The following is a 20,734-nucleotide window of genomic DNA, read 5'->3' on the forward strand; positions in this document are numbered from 1 at the left end:
TTCCAGCCGCTGTTGTCCCCAGATTTCTTGAATGCAACCGCCTTTTGCGGTTGAAATCCGGTGACTGATTATGCTTCCGAAGCGAGCTTTCCTACGGAAAGCTTTCAGGCGGACGCTACCGCTCTTCCAGTTCCAAACTTCCCCTCCGCACTTTTACCCTTTTTATGAATTTTTCAAGTTCAACTTATATGGATGGAGTCTGCGTTCCTAACATGTATCACCTTGCTGCACTTCGGATCAAGTGCGTAAGGGTGTCAATTTCCACCCTGTCACGTGTCGCCCCCAAGATGATCCAGCCGGTACACTGGCCACGGGGTCCGACGTAGACCACTTCGCCGTCTATCGTTTTTTGCTTCATGGAATTGGGTCTGGTTTTACAAGGCTCCAGAGCATACATGCAGTCCTCAATGGCCCTTTTGGCCAGCAGTGAACGGGGATAGCATTGCAGGGAACGAATCACATAGGCTGCGGCATCATTTCCTGTGTTCACCAGCATCTCGGCTGTCAACTCCTGGCCGTCGCCTGAGGCAGCGCAATAGTCGCGGACCTGCGGCAGATCGGACAGCCCCTCCACCGGCTCAGGAACATATTGATAACAGCGGATCGGGTCCAGCCTGGTCTCAGCAGCGTAGACAGCGAACGGGTCCTTTTCCGGAGGAGCAGAGTCGCGGAGCAGCAGTTTTTTTGCCGTAACCGGCAGGACATAACTTCCGCCGCCAGATATAAAGGCCCCCGACAGTTGAATATGGTAACCGTCGTCTACAGGCTGAGCTGTATCTGTTAAATTCCGCACCGTATCTTTCCGGAACAGCGCAGCTGCCCCGTAATTCGTTATGATCCGGATTGTTTTTTCATATACAGGCAACGTTCCATATCCTCTCACTGGAACGATGCCCTCCAAGCAGATCTGCCGCTCATCCCAGACCAGACGTAATGATTCCAGCAACGCGGGAGAATAAGACCCCGTCCCGTGGACCGTTCTCACCTCATCCGGGGTGCCGAAAATTTCAGGACCGATAGCAGCCACAGCCGCATAGAAGCCCGAATCCCAGCCTGAATGCTCATTGTCGGACAGGTCCACGTGATCCGGATGGAGCAGATACCGCTCATCGCGCTCCCAGCTGATCTTCTCAGACTCCAGCTTGATTTCCCCAATGTCCATCCCCCGTTCAAGAATCACAGTAAAGGCAAGCCTGCCATTGGATACGGTCAACAGATGCAGCTGTGACCCAAAGCGGTCTGTAAAAAGCGTCAGGGTGACAAAACCGCCTCCCGGCAGCGCATGCGGAATGTCCGGCTGCATTTGCGTCAGCATCAATATGTTTATTTGCTTATTGTTCATACAGGAGATCTCCCCGTCCGATGTGATCAGCGGCGCCGATATGACTCATCAGAAAAACGGGCTCAAGCTGCTCAAAGCTGGTGATGGCAAGATGGGAGCGGGCAAGCAGCCGCCCATCCCCAATGCCGACAACACGCATGCCTGCCCGGAGCGCCCCCTCTACACCAGCCGCCGCATCTTCAAATACAAAACATGCTGCCGGTGCCACACCGAGCAGCCTGGCTGCCTGCAGGAACACCTCCGGGTCCGGCTTCGCCCTGACAATGCTATTCCCGTCTACCACTGCATCAAACAGCGGCCTGATATTCACTTTGTCCATAATGAGAGGAGTGTTTTTGCTGGCCGATGCAATCCCCGTTTGGATTCCCTGTGAGCGCAATAGACCAAGAAAGCTGCGCACACCAGGCAATACATCAGCAGGTGTTAGTGTTGCGAGAAGCTCCTTGTACCACTCGTTTTTCCGCGAAGCCAATGCCTCCCTCCGTTCCGGCGATACATCCGTTATCCCTCCGCACCGCAGCAGAAGATCAAGGGACTCCATGCGGCTGACACCTTTCAGCTGCTCATTCTCGCTTTCGCTGAAAGCAAATCCCAACTCCCCGGCAAGTCGTTTCCAGGCTTTGTAGTGAAATTTTGCGGTATCGACAATGACGCCATCCAGATCAAAGATGGCTGCCTCAAATGGTTGTGCCCGCAACCGCTTCCCCCCCGTTCAGCTTCTGTACTTCATAAGCACCTGAATTAACCGATATCCGGTAGTGCTCCCCCCGCCACACGATCTGGAAGCTCAGCTCCTCCCAGCCTTCAGGCAGACGGGGCTGCAGCTTTATGGTGTCGCTCCACATCGCACTTGCCAAACCGGCAAATCCGTAAACGATAAGCTGCCACAGACCGCCGCAATTAGCGATGTGAATTCCCTCAGCGGCACCCTTTTTCTCCGGAGAAAAGTCAATAGCCATCACCCGCTGCAGAAAAGCTTCCGCTTCCTCCTTAAGGTTCAGCCAGGATGCCACAATGCCGTGAACTGCCACGGACAAGGAGGAATCATGCGTCGTAATCGGCTCATAATACGCATAAGCCGCCTTCAGCTGCTCCCGGGGGAATTCCTGTGGAAACAGCAGCATTAATTCCAGAACATCCGCCTGCTTTAACGCCTTGGAGCGATAGTTGCGCTCCTGGGAAATGAAATGGCCAAATGGCCTGGAGCGGTCTGTCCAGAGACTATCAAATTCCACATCGGCATAGCCGGCGAAATCGTCGGATTGCGGAACAATTTCCATCTGGCTGTCGTAAGGCAGCCTCAGCTTTTCCGCCGTGTGCCGGAAGAGCTCCCGTTCATCCGGACGCAAACCCAGCCGCTCTGCCGCAGCCGCATAGCTATCCGGCTTACCGCTTTGCAGGCTGTCCAGACAAGCAACGGTTTGCTCCAGACTGAATTTGACCATGCGGTTAGTAAAGGCATTGTTCCGGGTGAATGGCAAATATTCATCCGGTCCCATAACGCCGAGCAGCTCGCCATACCCCTCCCGGTTCCAATCCACACGGTCACACCAATAGCGGGCCGTTTCAACCAGAATATCAATGCCGTAGCGCTCCAGAAATTCATCATCTCCTGTAGCATTCACATAGTGGTACAGGGCATAAACTATATCTGCTGTTATATGAATTTCGTGATCAGCATACTGCCAATTCGCGCATTGCTCTTCCCCGCTTAACGAGGACTCCCAGGCATACCGTGCTCCCCGGTATCCATAATTCCGCGCATTGCGCCTGGCTCCCTCCAGCGTATTGTAGCGGAAAAGAAGCAGATTGCGGGCGGCCTGCGGGTTGGTGTGCAGGAAGAAGGGAAGCAGGTTGATCTCCGTATCCCAGAAATACCTGCCAAAATAGGCCTCGCCGGCATAGCCCTTGGCACAGATTGCCACCCTCGCATCCTGTTCCGCATTGGAGCGGATCAGATGGTAGAGGGAAGCGCGGACGTTTATCTGCGCCGCATCATCACCCTTGATGCGGATATCGGCATGCTGCCACTTGCTCTTCCATCTGTCAGCATGCCGGTTATACAGCTGTTCCAAGCCCAAATTGCGGGCGTGGCCGAGATGTGCAAGCGCCCTGTCGCGGACCGTCCCCTCCTCCATGTCCTGATCCGTTGTCACCGTAGTCAGCTTGCTGACCGCCAACCGGTCCCCGGTCCGCAGCCTGCACTTCCCTCGAAGTGCAGCCGTCATCCGGGTATTTTCTGCATGCCAGACAATCGCCTCGGAGGCTTCCAGCGCAGACAGCATGAAGATTTGATTGCCCTCCTCCGTTATAGTCTCAAGTGACAGGATGCCCTCTGAATCCGCCGAGGGAACAATCCGGGCATAATGATTCATTCCATTGGTGCGTACATCCGCCCGGAGCGTGGCCTTCACCTCCAGGCTGCCTTCGCCTGACAACACCTCAAGCTGTACCTGCTGAATGCAAAGATGGGTATCCGCCATGCTGAGGTACCGGGTGAATGTACAATGAATTTTCATGCCCTCTGCCGTTTCCCATACAACTGAACGATGAAGACTTCCATCCCGCAGGTCCAGCCAGCGTTGGTAGCCGCTGATCCGGCACCGGTCCATATCCAGACGCTCGCCGGCAGACAAAAATTCAAGCCCCAGATAATAGGGGAGATTGACAATCTCCTCCTTCAGCAGCGGATGCCGGCCGACGATGCCCGGGATGAAGGTTCCCTGCTTGGACTTGGGATGCCGCGGCTTCTCAAGTGTTACATTTTCGGGAAAGCGCAGATATTCTTCGTCCTGGGGCGCATCGCTGCACCCCTCCTCAAAACTTCCACGGACATGCATGTAGCCATTTCCTTGGGTAAAGAGTCCTTCATAATGCTTGTGCAGTCCAGGGTGATATCCGTCTTCTTTCAGGCACCACAGGTTTTCCTCGTTCATCTGCAACCCCTCTGTTTCTCCGGTTTTTTTCCCCAGTGTCATCTTCCGGTTCATCATCCCTTCACCGCTCCCGCAGCAAGTCCGGATACAACTTGCTTCTGCAGCAGGATATAGACCAGGATACTAGGTACAATAACGACCATCGTCGCAGCAAACATGACGCCGTAATCACTGGCAAACTGGCTTTTGAAATAGTAGAGTGCAAGCGGCAGCGTACGGCTCTGATTGCCTGTCGTCAGAATAATAGCGAACTGAAATTCATTCCAGCAGAGCAGGAACTGCATCACACCCGCCGTGCCGAAACCCGGCTTCGATATGGGCAAAATAATCCGGAAGAACGTCTGGATGAAGCTGGCGCCGTCCAGATAAGCCGATTCCTCCATTTCCTTGGGAATCGTCAGGAAATAGCTTGATAGAATATAGAGCGAGACCGGCAGGCCAAAGCCGGCATATACGATAATAAGTCCAATCACCTTGTCGTAAAGCCCCAATGTGTTAACCGTCAAATACAGCGGCTGCAGCATGGCAGCGCCTGGAATCAGCAGTGAAAGGGAGAACGCTCCCATCAGCAGGTTCTTGAAGCGGAATTGAAAGCGGGCCAGCACATAGCCCGCCATACCGAGCAGCAATAAATTTAATAATGTTCCGAAGATGCCCACAATTACACTGTTGATGTAAAACCGGGATAGCGGCGCAATTTTGAAAGCCATGACGTAATTGGAAAAGCGGAAGCTGCTTGGCCAGCCGAGCGAATTGTTCAAAATTTCGGCATTCGTCTTGAATGAAGCCATCAGTACCCAGAGGAACGGGCCGAGCGACAACAGTACAATCAGGAGCACAAACCCATATTTGAGCACACCCAAACCTTTTTTCATTATTTTCACCCCAGTCGCCCCATTCAGTTTTGGGAGCTGCCTATTCTGAACAGATTTCGGCACAGCAGGACAAAGACCAAGCCAAAGCCGATTAGGAAGACACCCACCGAATTGGAATAACCGAAGTTGTTCTCCATGAGTGCGGTCTTGTAAATATAAATGGGCAGATTCATGGTTTCATTGCCGGGTCCGCCGCCCGTCGTCATCATAATAATATCCATCTTCTGCAGCATACTTGTTCCGGCAAGAATCACACAGGTACCAATAATATTGCGCAGCATAGGAAGGATGATATAAAAAATGATCTTCAGCTCGCTGGCCCCATCGATACGCGCCGATTCAAACAGGCTGTCTGGAATCGCCGCAATCTCGGCCAGAATCAGTATAGTGACGACAGCCGCATAGGGCAGCCAGGTCATTGTGACTGAGAAGAAGGCGGTTGTGTAATCCATAAACCAGTTCTGAGCGTAATCCGCATGGCCGAACAAGCGGACAATGCTGTTCACCGCACCAAAATCAGGATTGAGCATGCACAAAAACAGCATACCCACGGCTGCGCCCGAGATGATATTGGGAAACATGTAAACCGTCCGCGCAAACTTCCAGTAGAATTCCTTCATATTGAGAATAATTGCGAACGCGGTACCGATAGCGACATGGATTGTCGACTGGAGCAAAACCCAGAGACCCGTATTCAGAAAACTTTTACGAAAATCAGAATCATCCGTAAACAGTTGAATATAGTTGGCCAGTCCGATAAAAACCGGTTTTCGTCCGGACGACCATTCTGTAAAGGATGTGCCGAACAGTATGACAATCGATACGGCATAGACAACAATAAATAGTACAACCGTCGGCAACAGAAACAGCGTAATGTATCCTTTGTTTTTCCTAACCATCCATATGGTCCTCCCTAATCAAATTTTCCCGGAAAGCAGACCTGCCGGAAAATCCGATCATCGCTCATACTCCTGCTTATCAGCATGCTGATTATTTATGCTTGGCTGCAATTTCCGTCAGCTCTTTGGCAATCTCCTCTGCTGTTGATTGACCAAATACCAGTTTTGGATAAAGGCTCTTCCAGGCATCGGTTATGTTGGGATAGACAATAGAGTCAAAGGATTGGTAATGAACCTGCGTCTCTTGGGCCAATTTTATGGATTCAACAAAAAGCGGATATTTCTGCTTCAGAGCATCCGAAGGCTGAATCTTATCGGATACCGGCATCACATTCCCGTATTCAAGCGCGATGGTCTGTCCTTCTATCCCCGTCTTGAAGCGGATGAATTTCTCAGCGGCGTCGCGGGTTTCCGGTGTTTTGGCTCCGATCATATAGCCAACCTCATAGGTGGAGATTAGGCTGTTGTTCGGATAGGCTGCGACACCCACTTTTTTATCGAAACCTTCACTTGATTTGGTCGAGTCGCTAAAGTCTCCAATCATCCAGGGACCATTGGCAATCATAGCCGCCTTGTTCTGGGAGAAAGCGTTCGCTGCATTGGCATAACCGGCACCCAGCGCATCCTTGGTCGTGTATTTCTCCAGCATCGTCTTCATCATGTTGAGCGCCTGAATCATTTCAGGCGTATTAAAATCGGTGGGATGCAGCGTGTTCATGAACGTATTGCCTGCCTCCCCGTTTGTGCCCACAAGGGCAGCCAGAATCAGGTTGGTCGTCCAGGCGTTTTCTCCTGTCATCAACGCAAGCGGAACGAAGCCCGCCGCTTTGAGCTTCTCATTGTTGCTCATGAATTCATCCCAAGTTTGCGCCGGCTTGATTCCCGCCTTTTCAAACATTTCCTTGTTGTAGAAGTACCCGATATTCTGCTTCTGATCGCTTATGGACCAGACCTTTCCGTCCCGGGTATTGGCAGCGAGCGCCGCTTCCCCAACCTCTGCTTTCCATTCCGGGTCCTTGTCCAGATAGTCATTGAAAGGGGTTACAAGATTCCCTTTAATCAGGATGTCATTGATTCCGTTTTTGCCCATGACGACATCCGGAACATCACCGGAGACTGCCAGAATCTTCAACTTATCCTCATATGCGGAGTCACTTGGAATTTCTTCAACCACAACCTCCACTTCGTTGCTATACTTGGCATTAAACTGCTTAATCTGTTCTTCCTCCAGCTTGGCTGACGCATGGGTACCTACCCGGAAGGTAAGATAGGAAATTTTCACCGGTGCCTTGGCAGCGGGAGCATCGTTTGCCTGACCCGAGGCGGTTGATGCAGCGGTTGCGGATGTCCCGCTGTTCTCCGGTGAATTCTGCGATCCGCATGCCGAAACGGACAGGGCCAGAATCAGAGTGCTGGCTAAGGTACAGCTTGTTTTGAACAATGGCTTTCTCAAATCAAATCCCCCTTTAAATGATGACAGCTTGATGCAGAGGCTTAATCTACAGCCGACTGCGCTTTGTTACAGCTCTCATTGTAGAACAAGGACTACGGAGAATGAATTCGTATTTCAGTATTATCTTTTCTGATATCTTGAGCTAATAGGGCCACAACATCCGTACAAATGAAAGGGGTTGTAGAATTCTTCCGATTTCTTTAACTCTTTGTTGTTTTCTTTACCACATAGCCGGAAATGGCTGTATTTTGTCCTGTTCAGCTATTCGCCACAAATAAAAGATTGTATAATAGCTTTACTACAGATAGTATCATCGACCAAGGAGCAGACCAGCATGTCCAATGAACAGATCATGCGACGACTCAGCCTTCGCCCAATTCGGGGATTACTCTCCCGCATTCCGGTAAGGAATAAAATTGTGATAACTATCCTTCTTCTGATTCTCCTCCCGATGACGTTCGCCGGCTGCTATTTCTATTGGAACATCTCCCAGATTCTGACGAAGAATGCCAACGATAATCTGTCTCTTCTGATCCGCCAGACCAATGACAATATCGAGAAATCCTTTCAGATTATCGATAACACCTCCCTGCATTTCCTCGCTAATAAAACGATAAGAACCTGGTCAATCGAGGATGTGTCCCTGGGAGACGACTACTACAAAAAATTTCTCAATAAAAGTGAAATGGAAGAGGACCTGAAATACAGCCTTATGTTCAACAACGCCTGGAATATCAGCCTGCTGTCAACGGCTTATGTTTTTTTTGATAAGGACAATTACATATCCGTTTTGAAGTCACAGCCCAATATTGAACAAATTAACAAAAACAATCTCGCTGTCTTTCATTCCGTTAACGGCAGGGTTCGGGGCAAGGAAATTATCACGCCAAGCTACGAGGACCGTACCCTCTACTTCACACGAATCGTGTCCAATATCAACCTTCCCCAGCAGCGCCTTGTGCTGATTTTCGGCACGGATGAGGCAGATTTAGCGGACCAATATTCCGGGCTGCTCGCCTTTCCGGGTGCTATGGCTTACATCATTGATAACCGGGGAGCCATCTATTCCAGTGCCGATAAGCAGGAGCTGGGTTCTATCGTTTCTCCCGCCGTCTTCGCGCTGAAAGACAATGCCGAAGTAAGGGAAGTCAAGCTTAACCATGAAAGCTACCTGACCGTTTCCCGCAGCATCGGCACCACCGGGCTTACTTTCATTGCAGGCATTCCTAAGAAGCAAGTACTCTCCAAGTTGTCCGAGAGCATGCGTAATTACATTCGGATCATCGCTCTGATTGCTTTCGTATCCCTTGCAGCAGGCGTCCTGTTATCTCTTCGCTTTACCCGGGTCATCCGTGATCTGCTGCGGAGTATCCATAAGGTCAAGAAAGGTGATTACAACGTAAGAATGCCGGCCTACAAAAATGTGGAGCTCAACCAGCTCAGTACCACCTTCAACAGAATGACGGAAGAAATCAATTATCTCATCAAGGAAGTTTATGAGAAGCACCTGCTGATCAAAGAGTCGGAGATCAAATTTTTGCAAGCGCAGATCAATCCCCACTTTCTGTTCAACACGTTAATTACCATTGGCTACAAAGCCAAATTGTCCAAAGATGAGACCGTTTACAAAATGGTAACGTCCCTTACAGAGCTGCTGCAGGCAGGTATTTATTCGAATAGTCTGGCTAAGGTTCCGATTCGTCAGGAACTGGATGTTATCCAATTTTATCTTTATCTGCAGAAAGAAAGGTTTGAGGATAAAATTGAGTATACAATCCATATTGAGGACGAGACCATACTGGATCTGTTGCTTCCCAAGCTGAGTGTCGAACCCCTGGTGGAAAATGCTGTGGTTCACGGTGTGGAAAAAAAGCTGGGCAAAGGAATCATCCACATCCGCATTTACCGCAGAAACGAATCGGTCTATTTTGAGATCACGGACAATGGCAATGGATTTGAGGTTGTTCCCCGAAATTGGAGTAATTTCGAAAGTATCACCATTCGCAAACAAGGCCACAACAATATTGGCCTGATCAACACGCAAAAACGGGTCAAGCTGATCTATGGCGAGCCTTATGGAATTGAGGTAGAGAGCGAATTTGGGGCAGGAGCCAAAGTTACCCTTCACATACCTGCAGATCAGGGGGAGCTATCGCATGTATAACGTAATGATCGTTGATGATGAGCCTGTTATCAAAAAAGGGCTGAAGTGTTTTGTGGATTGGGCAACTCTCCAATGTGAAGTCATTTGTGAAGCATCCAATGGGATAGAAGCCGTGGAGATGCTCGGCCATAATGATATCGATATTATTGTAACCGATATCCGCATGCCGGGGATGGACGGTCTTGCTTTATCGGACTATGTCCACCAGAACTTTCCGCAGATCAAGGTTATCATCCTCACAGCCTTTGCTGACTTCTCCTATGCCCAAACTGCCATTCAGTATGAAGTAGTAGATTTTGTGGTCAAGACCAATCCCACCGAGAAGATTCCCGGGGCCATTGAAAAAGCAACGCGGCTGCTGGAAAAGGAAAATGAGCAGAAGCAGAAATTGAGACAGCTGGAGAGCAAGATCAACGACCATCTTTCCGAAATCAGTGAAAAATTTCTGAAGGAGGCCGCCCACGGCTTGATCAGCGATGAAGCGAGTTTGCTCAGCCGCTCAAGGGAGCTTGGTTTGCAATTGGAGAACTATTTCGGGGTCCATCTGGAGGTTGAGGATACGCTGGGCTCTCCCCCAACGAATGAATATCACCGGTTCTTGGCTTCCATTCGCCAATTCCTTGCGCTAGCCTTCGAGGAGCGCCCCACTTATATAATGCCAATGGAAAAAAACACCTTACTGGCTATTGTCTCCATGGGCGACGGCAATGCAGCAGTCTCGACACAAGCCTTGCTCACGATATGTAATGAAATTCTCGCCATGGCAGAGAACTTCAGACGATACCATCTCAATATCGGCATCAGCCTGATGCACCGGGATGTGCAGACGCTGTCTATGGCTTACCGGGAGGCGAGAGAAGCGCTGCAAGGCAGCTTTTATAGCGATAATTATGTGGCTGTCTATATGCCTCACACCAGCCAGACACTCACTCCCGGAGCTCCTCCCCATCATACCGCAGAGAGAATTGCCGAATTTCTGCAGCAAGGACAAAACGATCTGGCAATCGATCAACTGGAGCGTTTACTGGAGAGCTACAGAAATATCAAAGAGCCGATTGAGAACGTAAAGGTGGCTTGTCTGCTCATAGGTTCTTACTGTTTCCGTTTGCTGAGCGCCAGCCACCCCTTCGCACCCGAGTTGGATGAAAGCCAATCCGCGGTATATAAGCAAATCCAGGAGAGCAAAAGCATTCAGCTGTTGGCAGACATCCTAAAACGTCTGATTCGAAGCTGCTCAAGGGCAGTGGCGTTTAATGACAAACAGCCCAATTACATCGTTATAGAATGCCAGAAATATATAAAAGAGCACTACAACCAGAACCTGAATCTGCAAATTATTGCGGACCATATCCATATCAACAGCAGCTACCTCAGCCGCCTTTACAAAAAAGTAACCAATGAGTCCATCATCGACGCGATCAATAAGTACCGGATTGAAATGGCCAAGAAATTACTCAGGAATCCGGCGAGTAAAGTATTTGAAGTCGCAGAAGCAGTCGGTATTGAGACACCTGCCTATTTCACCCACGTGTTCTCCAAATACACAGGGATGAGTCCCAAGGAATACAAGCTGAATTATTCACAGACTGAATTGGGATAATAGCCGCCCTTTGTTGGAGAGTAGATGTACTCCTAAGCAGGTGGAAGCGGTTCGTCGCTCATAATTGCATTCATGACATTAAACATACCTCATCCTTTTATTAATCCATCTTGGCAAAAATAGTAGGAGTATAAATAAAACCGCAACAGTAATGGAAGGAACGGCAATGATTGTAGAAATACCTCCATAGGATTCAAAACTTGTATAAAAGCTGTTGAACTCGGCTATCTGCATGGGCAGAAAATTGCCCACGTAATGTTTCAGAAAGAATACCTCGCTCATCTGAATGCCGTAAGATATGGCTATGGTGAATAGTAACAGGGCGTAGCCAGTATAAACCTGTGTGACTAATACGCTGATCAATAAGGTAATCCCTGTCATCAGTGAGATTGCCATATATCCAATGACCAGGTTGATCAAAAACTGCTCGAAGTAATTCACCTCAACCGTTGATAAAAAAAATTGTGGACTACTTTGTATAGGCAAATCCGCTCCTTGTACACCGTACATAAAGAATATAGGCGTAATGTAAATCGCCACTGCCGCCAGATAAAGCAATGAAGAGAGCTGGAAGGCGTTGATGATCCGTATCCTACTCAGCTTACGTTTCCCAAATCTCGTGGATTTCACCAGTCCGTCCATGCCCAAGGTCTCGTCTTCATTAAAAATTGGGACCAGGACAATGGAAATGAGAACCAGGACAATAAAAACACACTGGCTCATCCCTGAGTTAACGTTCTTCCAGCCCTCGGCATAACCCATCCGGATAGGTTCGGAGAGAGAAGCCGCTGCAAAAGTCCCGTTGCTGTTTCCTTCCCTGGAACTCCCCGCTTCCTCCTGTGCACTTCTGATGATGTCTGACCTGTCCTGATAGAATTGTTCTGCTGAGACATCCCGTATTCCAGTCCAGTCCGAGCCATATACTTGAATAATCATATCCAAGGCTGGCAAATCTGCAACATCCGCTGTATTCCTGTCTTCTGGTAGGCTAAGTCCTCTGTATTTTTCCAAAATTTTGTTAACCTTAACTTCATCCAATACCTCCGGTTGATAGAGATACCGGTATTCCGTCCCATCTGTTACCTCATATCTTGCCTGATTTAAATAACCTGTTTTGATGATGTCTAGGTTGTAAAAGGTAAGTATCAGAAACAATGCCATTATAAAACCGAATACGTTTATGTTTAGGATTTTACTTCTGTTTAATTTTGATAAATAGCTCATGATTTCACCTGCCTTCCCCTACTGTAAATAATATCTTCTCATCCATATAGAGATACCGATTCGAGATAAAAGAATGTACACAGTACCCAGAAACAGGGCGACAAAAACATAAGGAAACACGGTATTACCCACAAAATATAAGTTCTCTATGCCTATAAGATTATTGATAAAGTTCTGGGGCATGAAGACCATCACTTTTTCAATCAGCGCCCCCCTCCCCATCTGATAAGTATTGACGAGATAAAAATAAATCAGTGAAAGTGCTAATACCAGTTTCCCTCTTTTAAAAACCACGGACAAAAACAGGATAAGATGCGTCACGACAAGGGTGGAAAAGTATCCCATGGCAATATAGAGTAACCCCTCTTTAAGCTGATTCATGGAATAAAATGTAATCGTTCCAATCTGAACCGAAGAGTCCCAGCCGTGCAGCGTATACACTGCAGTAATAAACAGCAGTACGACCGCAATATACACAAAATAGGCTATCGTAGAAAACACACAGGCGGCGCCAAGCTTATAGCTGATCAGCTTCCTCCGGCTCTCCTTGGTGGATAAGGTCACCTTGTCAATTCCTTTGCTGCCGTTCTTGGAGAATCCCTCGCATAAGATAAAGGCCAGGAACATAAAGAAAAGGTGGATCGTATGTAATAAACCTATTTTCAGGTACTCCCAGCCACTATCGTATTTGAATAAAAATGGGGTGGTTACTTTTTGCATTTTCTGGGATATGATTTCGATTTGTTTCTCTGTATAAGGAAATAGATTTTGTTCATTGGATAAATATTCAGTAAAACTGCCCTTCCAATCCACATAAAAATTGGCGAGCTGCTCATCTGTTAAATTTAAGCTGTTATCGAGCACACGGTACTTTTCATATGGAAAGTTCAGTTCCCAGTGCAGCGCATCGTGAGGAAAGGTCAATCTTTTTCCCAACTTGCGGTCTGTATCCACTTCCCCCTCAATATAAGGTTTGTCCACGCTGTTTTGGTAGTTTTGTTTCATTTGTAATAAATAATCCGTAGTCATCGTGCCCTCAACCGTGCGCTCTCTTAAAATTTGCCAGCCCCCAAGACCGCTATGTATGTTTCCCTCATCATCCAAGACATCGATACTCTGGGCGGTTTGAACCCAGGGGATCAGAATAATTGTGAGAAAGAGTAGGCTGATAATCACCGTATTTTTATTTCGTATTTTTTTCAGTTCCAATGAAATGAAATTACGCATGGCGCCCACTCCCCAAGTAGATATAGTAATCTTCCAGCGTGGGCTCGCATACGATTGCGCCTGATTCCTGTTCTCCCAAGTACCGTACACTGACAATGTTTTCTTCCTGCCGGATTCGTACGATGAGGTGTTCCTTCTTAAAGGAGGCAAGTCGTTCTCTATCCATCTCCTCGGTGAACACTTTTCCTTTAATCCCGGATAACATCTTTTGCACATTACCCTGCTCTTTAATTTTGCCCTGATTTAGGATGATCACATTAGTGGTGATTGCTTCGATGTCCGAAATAATATGGGTTGAAAACAGAATGATCTTATCCTGTCCCATTTCGCTTATGATGTTTGAAAAACGGATTCGCTCATGTGGGTCAAGCCCAGCGGTGGGCTCATCAAAAATTAATATCTTTGGGTCGTTGATGATGGCTTGGGCAATGCCCACCCGTCTTTTCATCCCTCCGGAAAAGGTTTTGACCTTTTTATTGGCAACTTTCTCCAGGTTAACAAACTTTAATACCTCTGGAACTTTGTGCTTTAGTTCTTTTTTTGACAATCCCTTCAGTGCTCCCATATATTCCAGATATTCTGTTGCCGTATACGCGGGATACACTTCGAAATCCTGAGGGATGTATCCCACAAGATTCCGGTAGTCGTCGTTCATATGGAAGATATCCTTGCCGTTAAAGGAAACCTTGCCGCTCGTTTGATGGTCGACTGCCACAAGAATTCGCATCAAGGTGCTTTTTCCTGCCCCATTATCCCCCAAGAGCCCGTACACGCCCTCAGGCAATGTGAAATTCAGTTCATCAATTGCCCGTTTCGTTCCGAATGTTCTTGTTAAATTTTCCGCTTTAATTTCCATCGCTAATTACCTTTCTCAATTGATATACATCCCCTTCTGATAAAACTTTCCATCCATCCCCCGCAGACTTTCTCCCTAACAGGAGAATGGTATATTCTCCGTCCAGCTTCTTCACTTCCCATGCCACCAGATTTTCATTTTCAAATCCTGCTATGATACCTGATTTTTCTTCTGCATATAGAATATTTTGGATTCTTGGATCATCAGTGCTTCCCCTGGTGCCATCGTCCGCTGGTTCGGGAAACCGATCTGGATTTTCTCTCATGTATGCATCAACAGTTTTGTAGATACCTATTATATCCTCGATAGAAAGTGACGGAATTTCTATCGTTGGCCTAATTGATGACCCTTTTATTCCTTTCTCCCGATAGGTTCTTTCATTTTCTTTTCTCTGCTCATCAAGTCGTTTGTCCAAGGCAATATCCTCAGGAGTCCTCTCATCATCTAGCGTTGCATCCTCTGGGGGTTCATCTTTGCCCGGATTCTCATTCTCTGTCGTGATATCCTTCGGATTGTTATCTATGGTAATTAATTTCCCTGAGATGGTTTTATCATCCCGCATGCTTGCATATTCTGAGTAGCTACTTTGATTTTTGAAGTAGAGGCTTCCTCCAATTAAAATGGTTATAGTTAATGCAATCATGAAGATTTTTTTCACTAAGACACCTCCGTTTTTAATATGTAATCCTACTTTTCAATATATCTTTAATGTTGTGAATCTAAACTCACTTTACTTGCTGTTCCTATTAGCACTCCGGGAAGAACAATTGTGAATACTGATATTCTTACTAACCTGGATTTCCTGTTCTTTAGCTTGCCACGTTCCTTCTTCTTCATTTCCATGTTCCTCCTATTCTTCTTGGTACGAAGTATAGACAGAACATCTTAAAAATCTAGGTGTGTAGATCTTAAATTTTTCTTAAATGAATGATCTCCTGCATACCACTCATTTCATTTATTTTAAGCTTATAACTTCTACTTTCTAACTATGGTATGTCAATTTGTAGCGCGGCAGTCTGAGATTAACTCGGCGCTGGAGTTAAGGAGTTACAGGAACAAGCCGTAGCCGTAATGGATGAATCAGAGGAGGAGAGCAAAATGTTAGCTTGGGTGAGCACAGAGGAATGGGACAATAGCTCGTAGCAAAAAGAAAAACCGCTCCAAAGGAACGGAATTTAATAGGCTTGCTTACGCCAATCTTTAATGGTTTGGATAGAAAATCCGGTAGCCTGGGCAATAGATGAATCATCCATCCCCATTCGAATTAGCTGTTTGGCTACATAAAAACCGCGAAAATCCTTGTAGAATCAAGGTTTTTCGCGGTTTTTTTAGTTTTGCCCAAGCCCCGTAAGGGTTCCCGGCATCAGGTCAAAATGAAGCCATTTTTGGACGTTGGAGAGAAATTTGGGAAGAACTCAGGAAGAACAACGGTTATTACCATTGCCAATCAGAAAGGCGGTACAGGCAAAACGACCACTGCCTATAATCTGGCTTACGCTTTATCTAATGAAGGAAAAAAAGTATTGCTGGTCGATTTTGACCCTCAAGGCAATCTCTCGATGTGCTTTGGCATTGAGCAGCCGGATCAACTCCAGTTATCCATGTTCAACGTCATGAACGCTATTATGAGTGACGAACCGCTGCCGCCTGCCGAGGAGTACATCCACACGCACGGCAATATCGATCTCATTCCGAGCAACATTGAGTTGTCAGTTGCCGAGATTAACCCTTCACTTGGATTGCTAACGATCAATGCTTTGGCAGCCAGTGATAGTGTACTGATTCCCGTCAATCCGCAGCCATGGTCTGCCACAGGATTGACTCAGTTGCTCAGAATCATTGTAAAAGTCAAAAAGTGCATCAATCCGCGTATCAGCATTGAAGGTATCCTGATGACTATGTGCAATACCCGCACCAATTTATACAAGGAGGCTTTTCGTTTGGTCAAAGTTTATTACCGCGAAACCTTCCATATCTTCGAAGTTCAAATCCCCTTGTCCGTAAAGTAGGAGAAGCAAATTTTTACAGCCAAAGCATCATTGAATTTGAACCCAAATCCAAGGTAGCCGCGGCGTATCAAGAATTGGCGAAGGATCCAAATGCAGTGGTTGTTGGATTGGGTCGAGAAAAATTACACTTTTGAATCGACCAACCTATGGTAGCCAACTTAAAAAGTTACACCAAGGGGTTCTGGAAGGGTTTATTCACTTGCTACGACCAGCCGCATGTTCCCCGTACAAATAATGACCACGAGCGGTTTTTCAGAAAAACGAAAACACGCCACCGGCGAATGACAGGACTCCGAAGCTGGAACGAATATATCGTTCGCTCCGGGGAGCTTGTCGTTTCGTCGATGACGCCCTTCGCCAGAAGGATCTCCTCACACGACTCCAGATATTGTGTGTTAATTGGTCAGTCGTAGAAAAAACTTTAGCTGAATGAAGAGGTATATCATTTGATATACCCCTTTGTCCAACTTATTGCAATTACATCAAACAGTTTCCATTCTATTTGAACTGGAACCAAGTTAAATTTGCAACCGTGGTTGAATCTGACTTAACAAAAGTAACATATACCGTATGAGTTCCTACAGCTGTCCCGGCATTAAGCGGGATATTCTTGACTGACCATGTCTGCCATCCGCCTGTGCTTTCTGCCGTCCAATAACCCAGCATGGTGCCTGTAGGACTGTCCAAGTGGAATTCGATCCTTCCGCCGGAATTAGCGGATGCAACCTTCAAATCAATGCTTGTTTTAGCTGTACTACCAAAGTCAACATCTTTAAATGCTATATAGTCGCCATTACTCCCTCCACCAACATCCAGCCCACCATCAGTGCTTGACTCATAGGATATAACACCTGAACTAAGGTTATAGCCTTCCGCTTCAAATTTCAATGTGTTGAATTTGGGAGCTGCAGCATAGCTGTTAGTATCTGTTATTTTCAATTCTGCCAATGTAGTTGCCGCAACTCCACCGACGCGAACATTGTTTAATGTAACTCCGGAGACAGTAGATGTGTCACTCCAACCCTTCATTATTGAAACTTCACCTAAAGCGCGTAAATTGATATTATTATAGACCACATTTTTTATCGGACCAGTTTTTGCAGAAAGATCAAACCATCTGGAGTGAACACCGGATCTTGGCCAGAAGCCTTCTACATCTATATTGTCAAATATGATGTTTTGAGCTGCTGGAGTTCCATAAAGATGACCTACTGCTAAAGCACGCCAGCACCGGTATACATAAGAGTTTTTAACAACGATGCCATCCTGAAGCTGTTTCACTCCATCTCCAACCTTGAATGCTCCACATCTGCTCCAAGCCAAAGCATCATCCACAACTACATTTGACTGGTTTTCAGGACTTCCCGGCCAGTTTGCAGCTATATCCGTAGTTGCTACATCCCATGTCTTAAATGAGTAGGTGTCATCCTCAGATACTGCTACAGTGTGCTTTATAAGTACATTCTGGCTCTCTTGAATGTCTATTGCATCATTTTCATAATCAAGTTCATTGTTGTTGAAGTGCTTGGTATTCTGGAAGGTTACGTTATTAGATCTTGTAACGATTGTAGCCCAGCCACCGCTGTCTCTTATGGTTATGCCGTCAACCGTGAAGTTACTGCACTGCAAGGGTACAAGAATATTGTTCAAATAATTGTTTGTATTCCTCATATAATGACCATTGCCGTCAATAGTTCCCCTGCCGTATATCTTAATATTGTTTGCATTTGTTTCGGTATAGATAAACCATGTTCCATCCTTATTCAGAGAATTCTTATGAAAATGGGTAGTGTAATCGCTTGGATTTCCAGAACCCCTTATAACAGAACCACCCTCCAGATAAACCGAAACATTGCTTTTTAGAACAAGGTTGCCGCTCTTGTAAACTCCGGCTGGAACGTATACTATACCGCCACCTGCTGCGTTAGCCGCATTGATGGCGTTCTGTATTGCAGTTGTAGCCATTGAGGCACCGGTACTGTCGGCACCGTATTGAGTTTTAACATTGTATATACCTGTACCGGATGAAGCCGGAACATTGGTTTCAAGAGCATCTGCCGCAATAACCAGATCTTTCAGATTATTGATTTTAACTATAAGATATGTTGGTGATGAAAGTGTAAATGTAAGTGTATTTCCGCTCTTTGTTGCAGTGATTCCCAAAGCTTTGGGAGAAATATTATAGGTATTGATTGGCTCGCTTGCTGTTATTGTGATTGTAGTAGTACCTGAAAAAGAGAAATTACAATAATTATAGTTTACAAATACCGCCGAAGTGTCGATTACCGGTATATTGGTAGAGTCTGCTGTTACCGTGTATTGACTGGTCGTGGTATAGATCGACGGTAATGGATAGCTTACAATTGTACCCGCCGCGATTGCTGTCAAAGGAACGACAGCTAAAAGACTGGCGAGCATACAAACAATTAAACTTAAAAACTTTAACCGTTTTAACATAAATAAACACCTCTTTCATATTTTTTAGAAAACACTCTATCATCAGTGAATGATGATTTCACCAGTGATGCTCTATTACTCTTTTCATAAAGTCAATATTTCCCTGCTCAGCTTCGGAAGTGGCAGAGTAATACTAACCTTTTCTGCATCAGCAAAGTTTCTAACGAAGCATATAAAAATTCATATACACTACTAACATATGTTGCTTGTGGTGTAATTAATCCATCTGCTGTAATAGATTTTTGTACAGAGTTTGGGTTAGTTGTCCCTATTAATTCTGGGTCAACATAATCAAGTGACACATCATTATAGATCATTTTATTGTTAGAATTGGTAACTGCTACTTATGGAATTAATATCGAACTTGCTGCTGGAATTGATGCTTATAATGAAAACTCTTACCTTGGAAAAAGCAATTATTGGACTCCTGTTGGTATAGTGATTAATCACAGGTTAAATTAATAATATGAGAAAAATGATTGTGGGGCTTTCCTTTTCCGTTTTAGGAATGGCAAGTATGCTTGTTCAAATTGTATGCGGTTCCACTTGTGCTTGAAGTCCATCTGTGGAGTGGGAGTCGACTTTGGCATATTTTATTTTCTTCTGAGTATTTCAATCTAAGTGTTTTTTTACAGCGAGCGGGGTACTATTTTTGTTAGGAGTTTTACTTTCCCTTATCTCGCTTATACACGATAAACGTTAAGTAACGTCTGGGTCTCCGACATTTCAAAGAGACTCAAAATCGAGCGGGAAACCGTGGAGGTTCGAGTCCTCTCGCCGGTATTACACGAAAAGTCTGTAGGATTGTACATCATACAATTCTGCGGACTTTTTATAGTGCGCCCGGCATGGGCGATAACTAGGCGGTGAAAGTCCGCTACAGGCTTGGCAGTAGGAACTGTTAGCTGAAGGCAAGGATGTCGTCGCGAGGTGGAATCTGAAGGAAGCCGGAGGTAAACCCTCGGCCCCCAAACTCCCCATTACATCCAGCTTTGGCAGCAGTAGATGCACTTTGATTTTCTGTGGATGATTGTGCAAAAACAGAGGAACCTAAACTTAAAGACATTAAAACGGTGAAAAGAAGTGTTGTTACTTTCGTTTTTAATTTCATTTTTTTATATCTCTTCGAATTATTATACTTCCATTTTATTCTATCAGTTGAATATATTTTTGTAAACAAATACCATATGAAAATATAGTCCTTGAATAAAGATTTGGGAGTATTGTAAAGGCAAGAATAGCAAAAATGTCATTTGGCGCAGGAAACCGCGTGGGAGTAGAATTCCCAACGACATTTTTAGGGTTTTCCTCCGGCAGTGGATATAGGTATAGATATGCTGCCGCGCCCAGATTGGAATTCTGTTATACTGTCACGAAGCGGTAAACCGTACGTAAACTCATATGCCTTAAAGTCACTTCCGCAAACCGAATGAATGAAGTGATTAAAATAAAAACAGCCCATTAGAATTTTCATCTAATGGGCTGTTCTTAGTAAAAATAATACCGGCGAGAGGACTCGAACCTCCACGGTTTCCCACTCGATTTTGAGTCGAGCGCGTCTGCCATTCCGCCACGCCGGCGCGTACAAATATGATTAGGGCTAAATAAAAAAATGAAGGCGCCACCCAGACTCGAACTGGGGATAAAGCTTTTGCAGAGCTTTGCCTTACCACTTGGCTATGGCGCCATAAA

Annotated in this window: 15 protein-coding genes and 2 tRNA genes; 3 read left to right on the plus strand and 14 right to left on the minus strand. The window is 46.2% G+C overall.

Annotation, left to right across the window (positions count from 1 at the left end; all coding sequences use genetic code 11):
- Window positions 1-217: 217 nt before the first annotated feature.
- The 6 genes from PRIO_RS28735 to PRIO_RS28760 all read right to left on the minus strand — a co-directional run bounded on the left by PRIO_RS28735 (window position 218) and on the right by PRIO_RS28760 (window position 7,505).
- Entirely contained in the window at window positions 218-1,342 is a 1,125-nt protein-coding gene (locus PRIO_RS28735) for a DUF4432 family protein (RefSeq protein WP_020431470.1), read from the minus strand.
- Window positions 1,332-2,039, minus strand: coding sequence for a beta-phosphoglucomutase (pgmB, locus tag PRIO_RS28740; RefSeq protein ID WP_020431472.1), 708 nt, complete (start codon window positions 2,037-2,039; stop codon window positions 1,332-1,334). The genes PRIO_RS28735 and pgmB overlap by 11 nt, the downstream gene beginning before the upstream one ends.
- Window positions 2,020-4,335: a glycoside hydrolase family 65 protein gene (locus PRIO_RS28745; RefSeq protein WP_020431474.1), complete on the minus strand. Its 2,316-nt coding sequence runs from the start codon at window positions 4,333-4,335 to the stop codon at window positions 2,020-2,022. The genes pgmB and PRIO_RS28745 overlap by 20 nt, the downstream gene beginning before the upstream one ends.
- Window positions 4,332-5,153 carry a carbohydrate ABC transporter permease gene (locus PRIO_RS28750; protein WP_020431476.1) on the minus strand — a complete coding sequence of 274 codons (822 nt, stop codon included), beginning with the start codon at window positions 5,151-5,153 and terminating at the stop codon, window positions 4,332-4,334. The genes PRIO_RS28745 and PRIO_RS28750 overlap by 4 nt, the downstream gene beginning before the upstream one ends.
- A 23-nt stretch (window positions 5,154-5,176) precedes the next feature.
- A complete protein-coding gene (locus tag PRIO_RS28755; protein ID WP_020431478.1) occupies window positions 5,177-6,052 on the minus strand; it encodes a carbohydrate ABC transporter permease in 876 nt (291 codons plus the stop codon).
- 91 nt (window positions 6,053-6,143) lie between these two features.
- Complete coding sequence (locus PRIO_RS28760; protein WP_020431480.1) at window positions 6,144-7,505, minus strand: ABC transporter substrate-binding protein; 1,362 nt, start codon at window positions 7,503-7,505, stop codon at window positions 6,144-6,146.
- A 418-nt stretch (window positions 7,506-7,923) separates the two neighbouring features.
- On the opposite strand from PRIO_RS28760, the gene PRIO_RS28765 reads away from it, so the two are divergent.
- Both PRIO_RS28765 and PRIO_RS28770 read left to right on the plus strand, forming a co-directional pair.
- The gene (locus tag PRIO_RS28765; protein WP_197545371.1) at window positions 7,924-9,669 is read left to right on the plus strand and encodes a sensor histidine kinase; all 1,746 of its coding nucleotides are present in this window, start codon (window positions 7,924-7,926) and stop codon (window positions 9,667-9,669) included.
- Entirely contained in the window at window positions 9,662-11,269 is a 1,608-nt protein-coding gene (locus PRIO_RS28770; protein WP_020431484.1) for a response regulator, read from the plus strand. Before PRIO_RS28765 ends, PRIO_RS28770 begins: the two co-directional genes overlap by 8 nt.
- A 78-nt stretch (window positions 11,270-11,347) precedes the next feature.
- Here the strand turns inward: PRIO_RS28770 and PRIO_RS28775 are convergent, their stop codons facing one another.
- The 4 genes from PRIO_RS28775 to PRIO_RS28790 are packed head-to-tail and all read right to left on the minus strand — an operon-like array spanning window position 11,348 to window position 15,234.
- Window positions 11,348-12,493: a hypothetical protein gene (locus tag PRIO_RS28775; RefSeq protein ID WP_020431486.1), complete on the minus strand. Its 1,146-nt coding sequence runs from the start codon at window positions 12,491-12,493 to the stop codon at window positions 11,348-11,350.
- Between the two features lie 18 nt (window positions 12,494-12,511).
- Window positions 12,512-13,720 (minus strand): ABC transporter permease, encoded by a 1,209-nt coding sequence (locus tag PRIO_RS28780; RefSeq protein WP_046505756.1) that lies wholly within the window; start codon window positions 13,718-13,720, stop codon window positions 12,512-12,514.
- A complete protein-coding gene (locus tag PRIO_RS28785; protein ID WP_020431491.1) occupies window positions 13,713-14,576 on the minus strand; it encodes an ABC transporter ATP-binding protein in 864 nt (287 codons plus the stop codon). The genes PRIO_RS28780 and PRIO_RS28785 overlap by 8 nt, the downstream gene beginning before the upstream one ends.
- Window positions 14,566-15,234, minus strand: coding sequence for a hypothetical protein (locus PRIO_RS28790; RefSeq protein WP_020431493.1), 669 nt, complete (start codon window positions 15,232-15,234; stop codon window positions 14,566-14,568). Before PRIO_RS28790 ends, PRIO_RS28785 begins: the two co-directional genes overlap by 11 nt.
- A 715-nt stretch (window positions 15,235-15,949) precedes the next feature.
- On the opposite strand from PRIO_RS28790, the gene PRIO_RS28795 reads away from it, so the two are divergent.
- Window positions 15,950-16,585 (plus strand): ParA family protein, encoded by a 636-nt coding sequence (locus PRIO_RS28795; protein WP_020431496.1) that lies wholly within the window; start codon window positions 15,950-15,952, stop codon window positions 16,583-16,585.
- 498 nt (window positions 16,586-17,083) lie between these two features.
- Here the strand turns inward: PRIO_RS28795 and PRIO_RS28800 are convergent, their stop codons facing one another.
- The 4 genes from PRIO_RS28800 to PRIO_RS28810 form a co-directional block, all read right to left on the minus strand.
- The gene (locus PRIO_RS28800) at window positions 17,084-19,042 is read right to left on the minus strand and encodes a carbohydrate-binding protein (protein WP_020431497.1); all 1,959 of its coding nucleotides are present in this window, start codon (window positions 19,040-19,042) and stop codon (window positions 17,084-17,086) included.
- A 901-nt stretch (window positions 19,043-19,943) separates the two neighbouring features.
- The gene (locus PRIO_RS35800; RefSeq protein ID WP_144412140.1) at window positions 19,944-20,153 is read right to left on the minus strand and encodes a hypothetical protein; all 210 of its coding nucleotides are present in this window, start codon (window positions 20,151-20,153) and stop codon (window positions 19,944-19,946) included.
- A gap of 390 nt (window positions 20,154-20,543) precedes the next feature.
- A tRNA-Leu gene (locus tag PRIO_RS28805) sits at window positions 20,544-20,622 on the minus strand.
- 36 nt (window positions 20,623-20,658) lie between these two features.
- Window positions 20,659-20,729 (minus strand) — tRNA-Cys (locus PRIO_RS28810).
- Window positions 20,730-20,734 lie beyond the last annotated feature (5 nt).

The organism is Paenibacillus riograndensis SBR5 (assembly GCF_000981585.1).
Lineage (GTDB): Bacteria > Bacillota > Bacilli > Paenibacillales > Paenibacillaceae > Paenibacillus_AQ > Paenibacillus_AQ riograndensis.

Bases quoted from the DNA above. Each gene is read 5' to 3' on its own strand.
- PRIO_RS28800 (WP_020431497.1), bottom strand. From the start codon at position 19,042: ATGTTAAAACGGTTAAAGTTTTTAAGTTTAATTGTTTGTATGCTCGCC.
- PRIO_RS35800 (WP_144412140.1), bottom strand. From the start codon at position 20,153: ATGAAATTAAAAACGAAAGTAACAACACTTCTTTTCACCGTTTTAATG.
- PRIO_RS28795 (WP_020431496.1), top strand. From the start codon at position 15,950: ATGAAGCCATTTTTGGACGTTGGAGAGAAATTTGGGAAGAACTCAGGA.
- PRIO_RS28785 (WP_020431491.1), bottom strand. From the start codon at position 14,576: ATGGAAATTAAAGCGGAAAATTTAACAAGAACATTCGGAACGAAACGG.
- PRIO_RS28780 (WP_046505756.1), bottom strand. From the start codon at position 13,720: ATGCGTAATTTCATTTCATTGGAACTGAAAAAAATACGAAATAAAAAT.
- PRIO_RS28775 (WP_020431486.1), bottom strand. From the start codon at position 12,493: ATGAGCTATTTATCAAAATTAAACAGAAGTAAAATCCTAAACATAAAC.
- PRIO_RS28755 (WP_020431478.1), bottom strand. From the start codon at position 6,052: ATGGTTAGGAAAAACAAAGGATACATTACGCTGTTTCTGTTGCCGACG.
- PRIO_RS28750 (WP_020431476.1), bottom strand. From the start codon at position 5,153: ATGAAAAAAGGTTTGGGTGTGCTCAAATATGGGTTTGTGCTCCTGATT.
- PRIO_RS28745 (WP_020431474.1), bottom strand. From the start codon at position 4,335: ATGATGAACCGGAAGATGACACTGGGGAAAAAAACCGGAGAAACAGAG.
- PRIO_RS28735 (WP_020431470.1), bottom strand. From the start codon at position 1,342: ATGAACAATAAGCAAATAAACATATTGATGCTGACGCAAATGCAGCCG.
- PRIO_RS28770 (WP_020431484.1), top strand. From the start codon at position 9,662: ATGTATAACGTAATGATCGTTGATGATGAGCCTGTTATCAAAAAAGGG.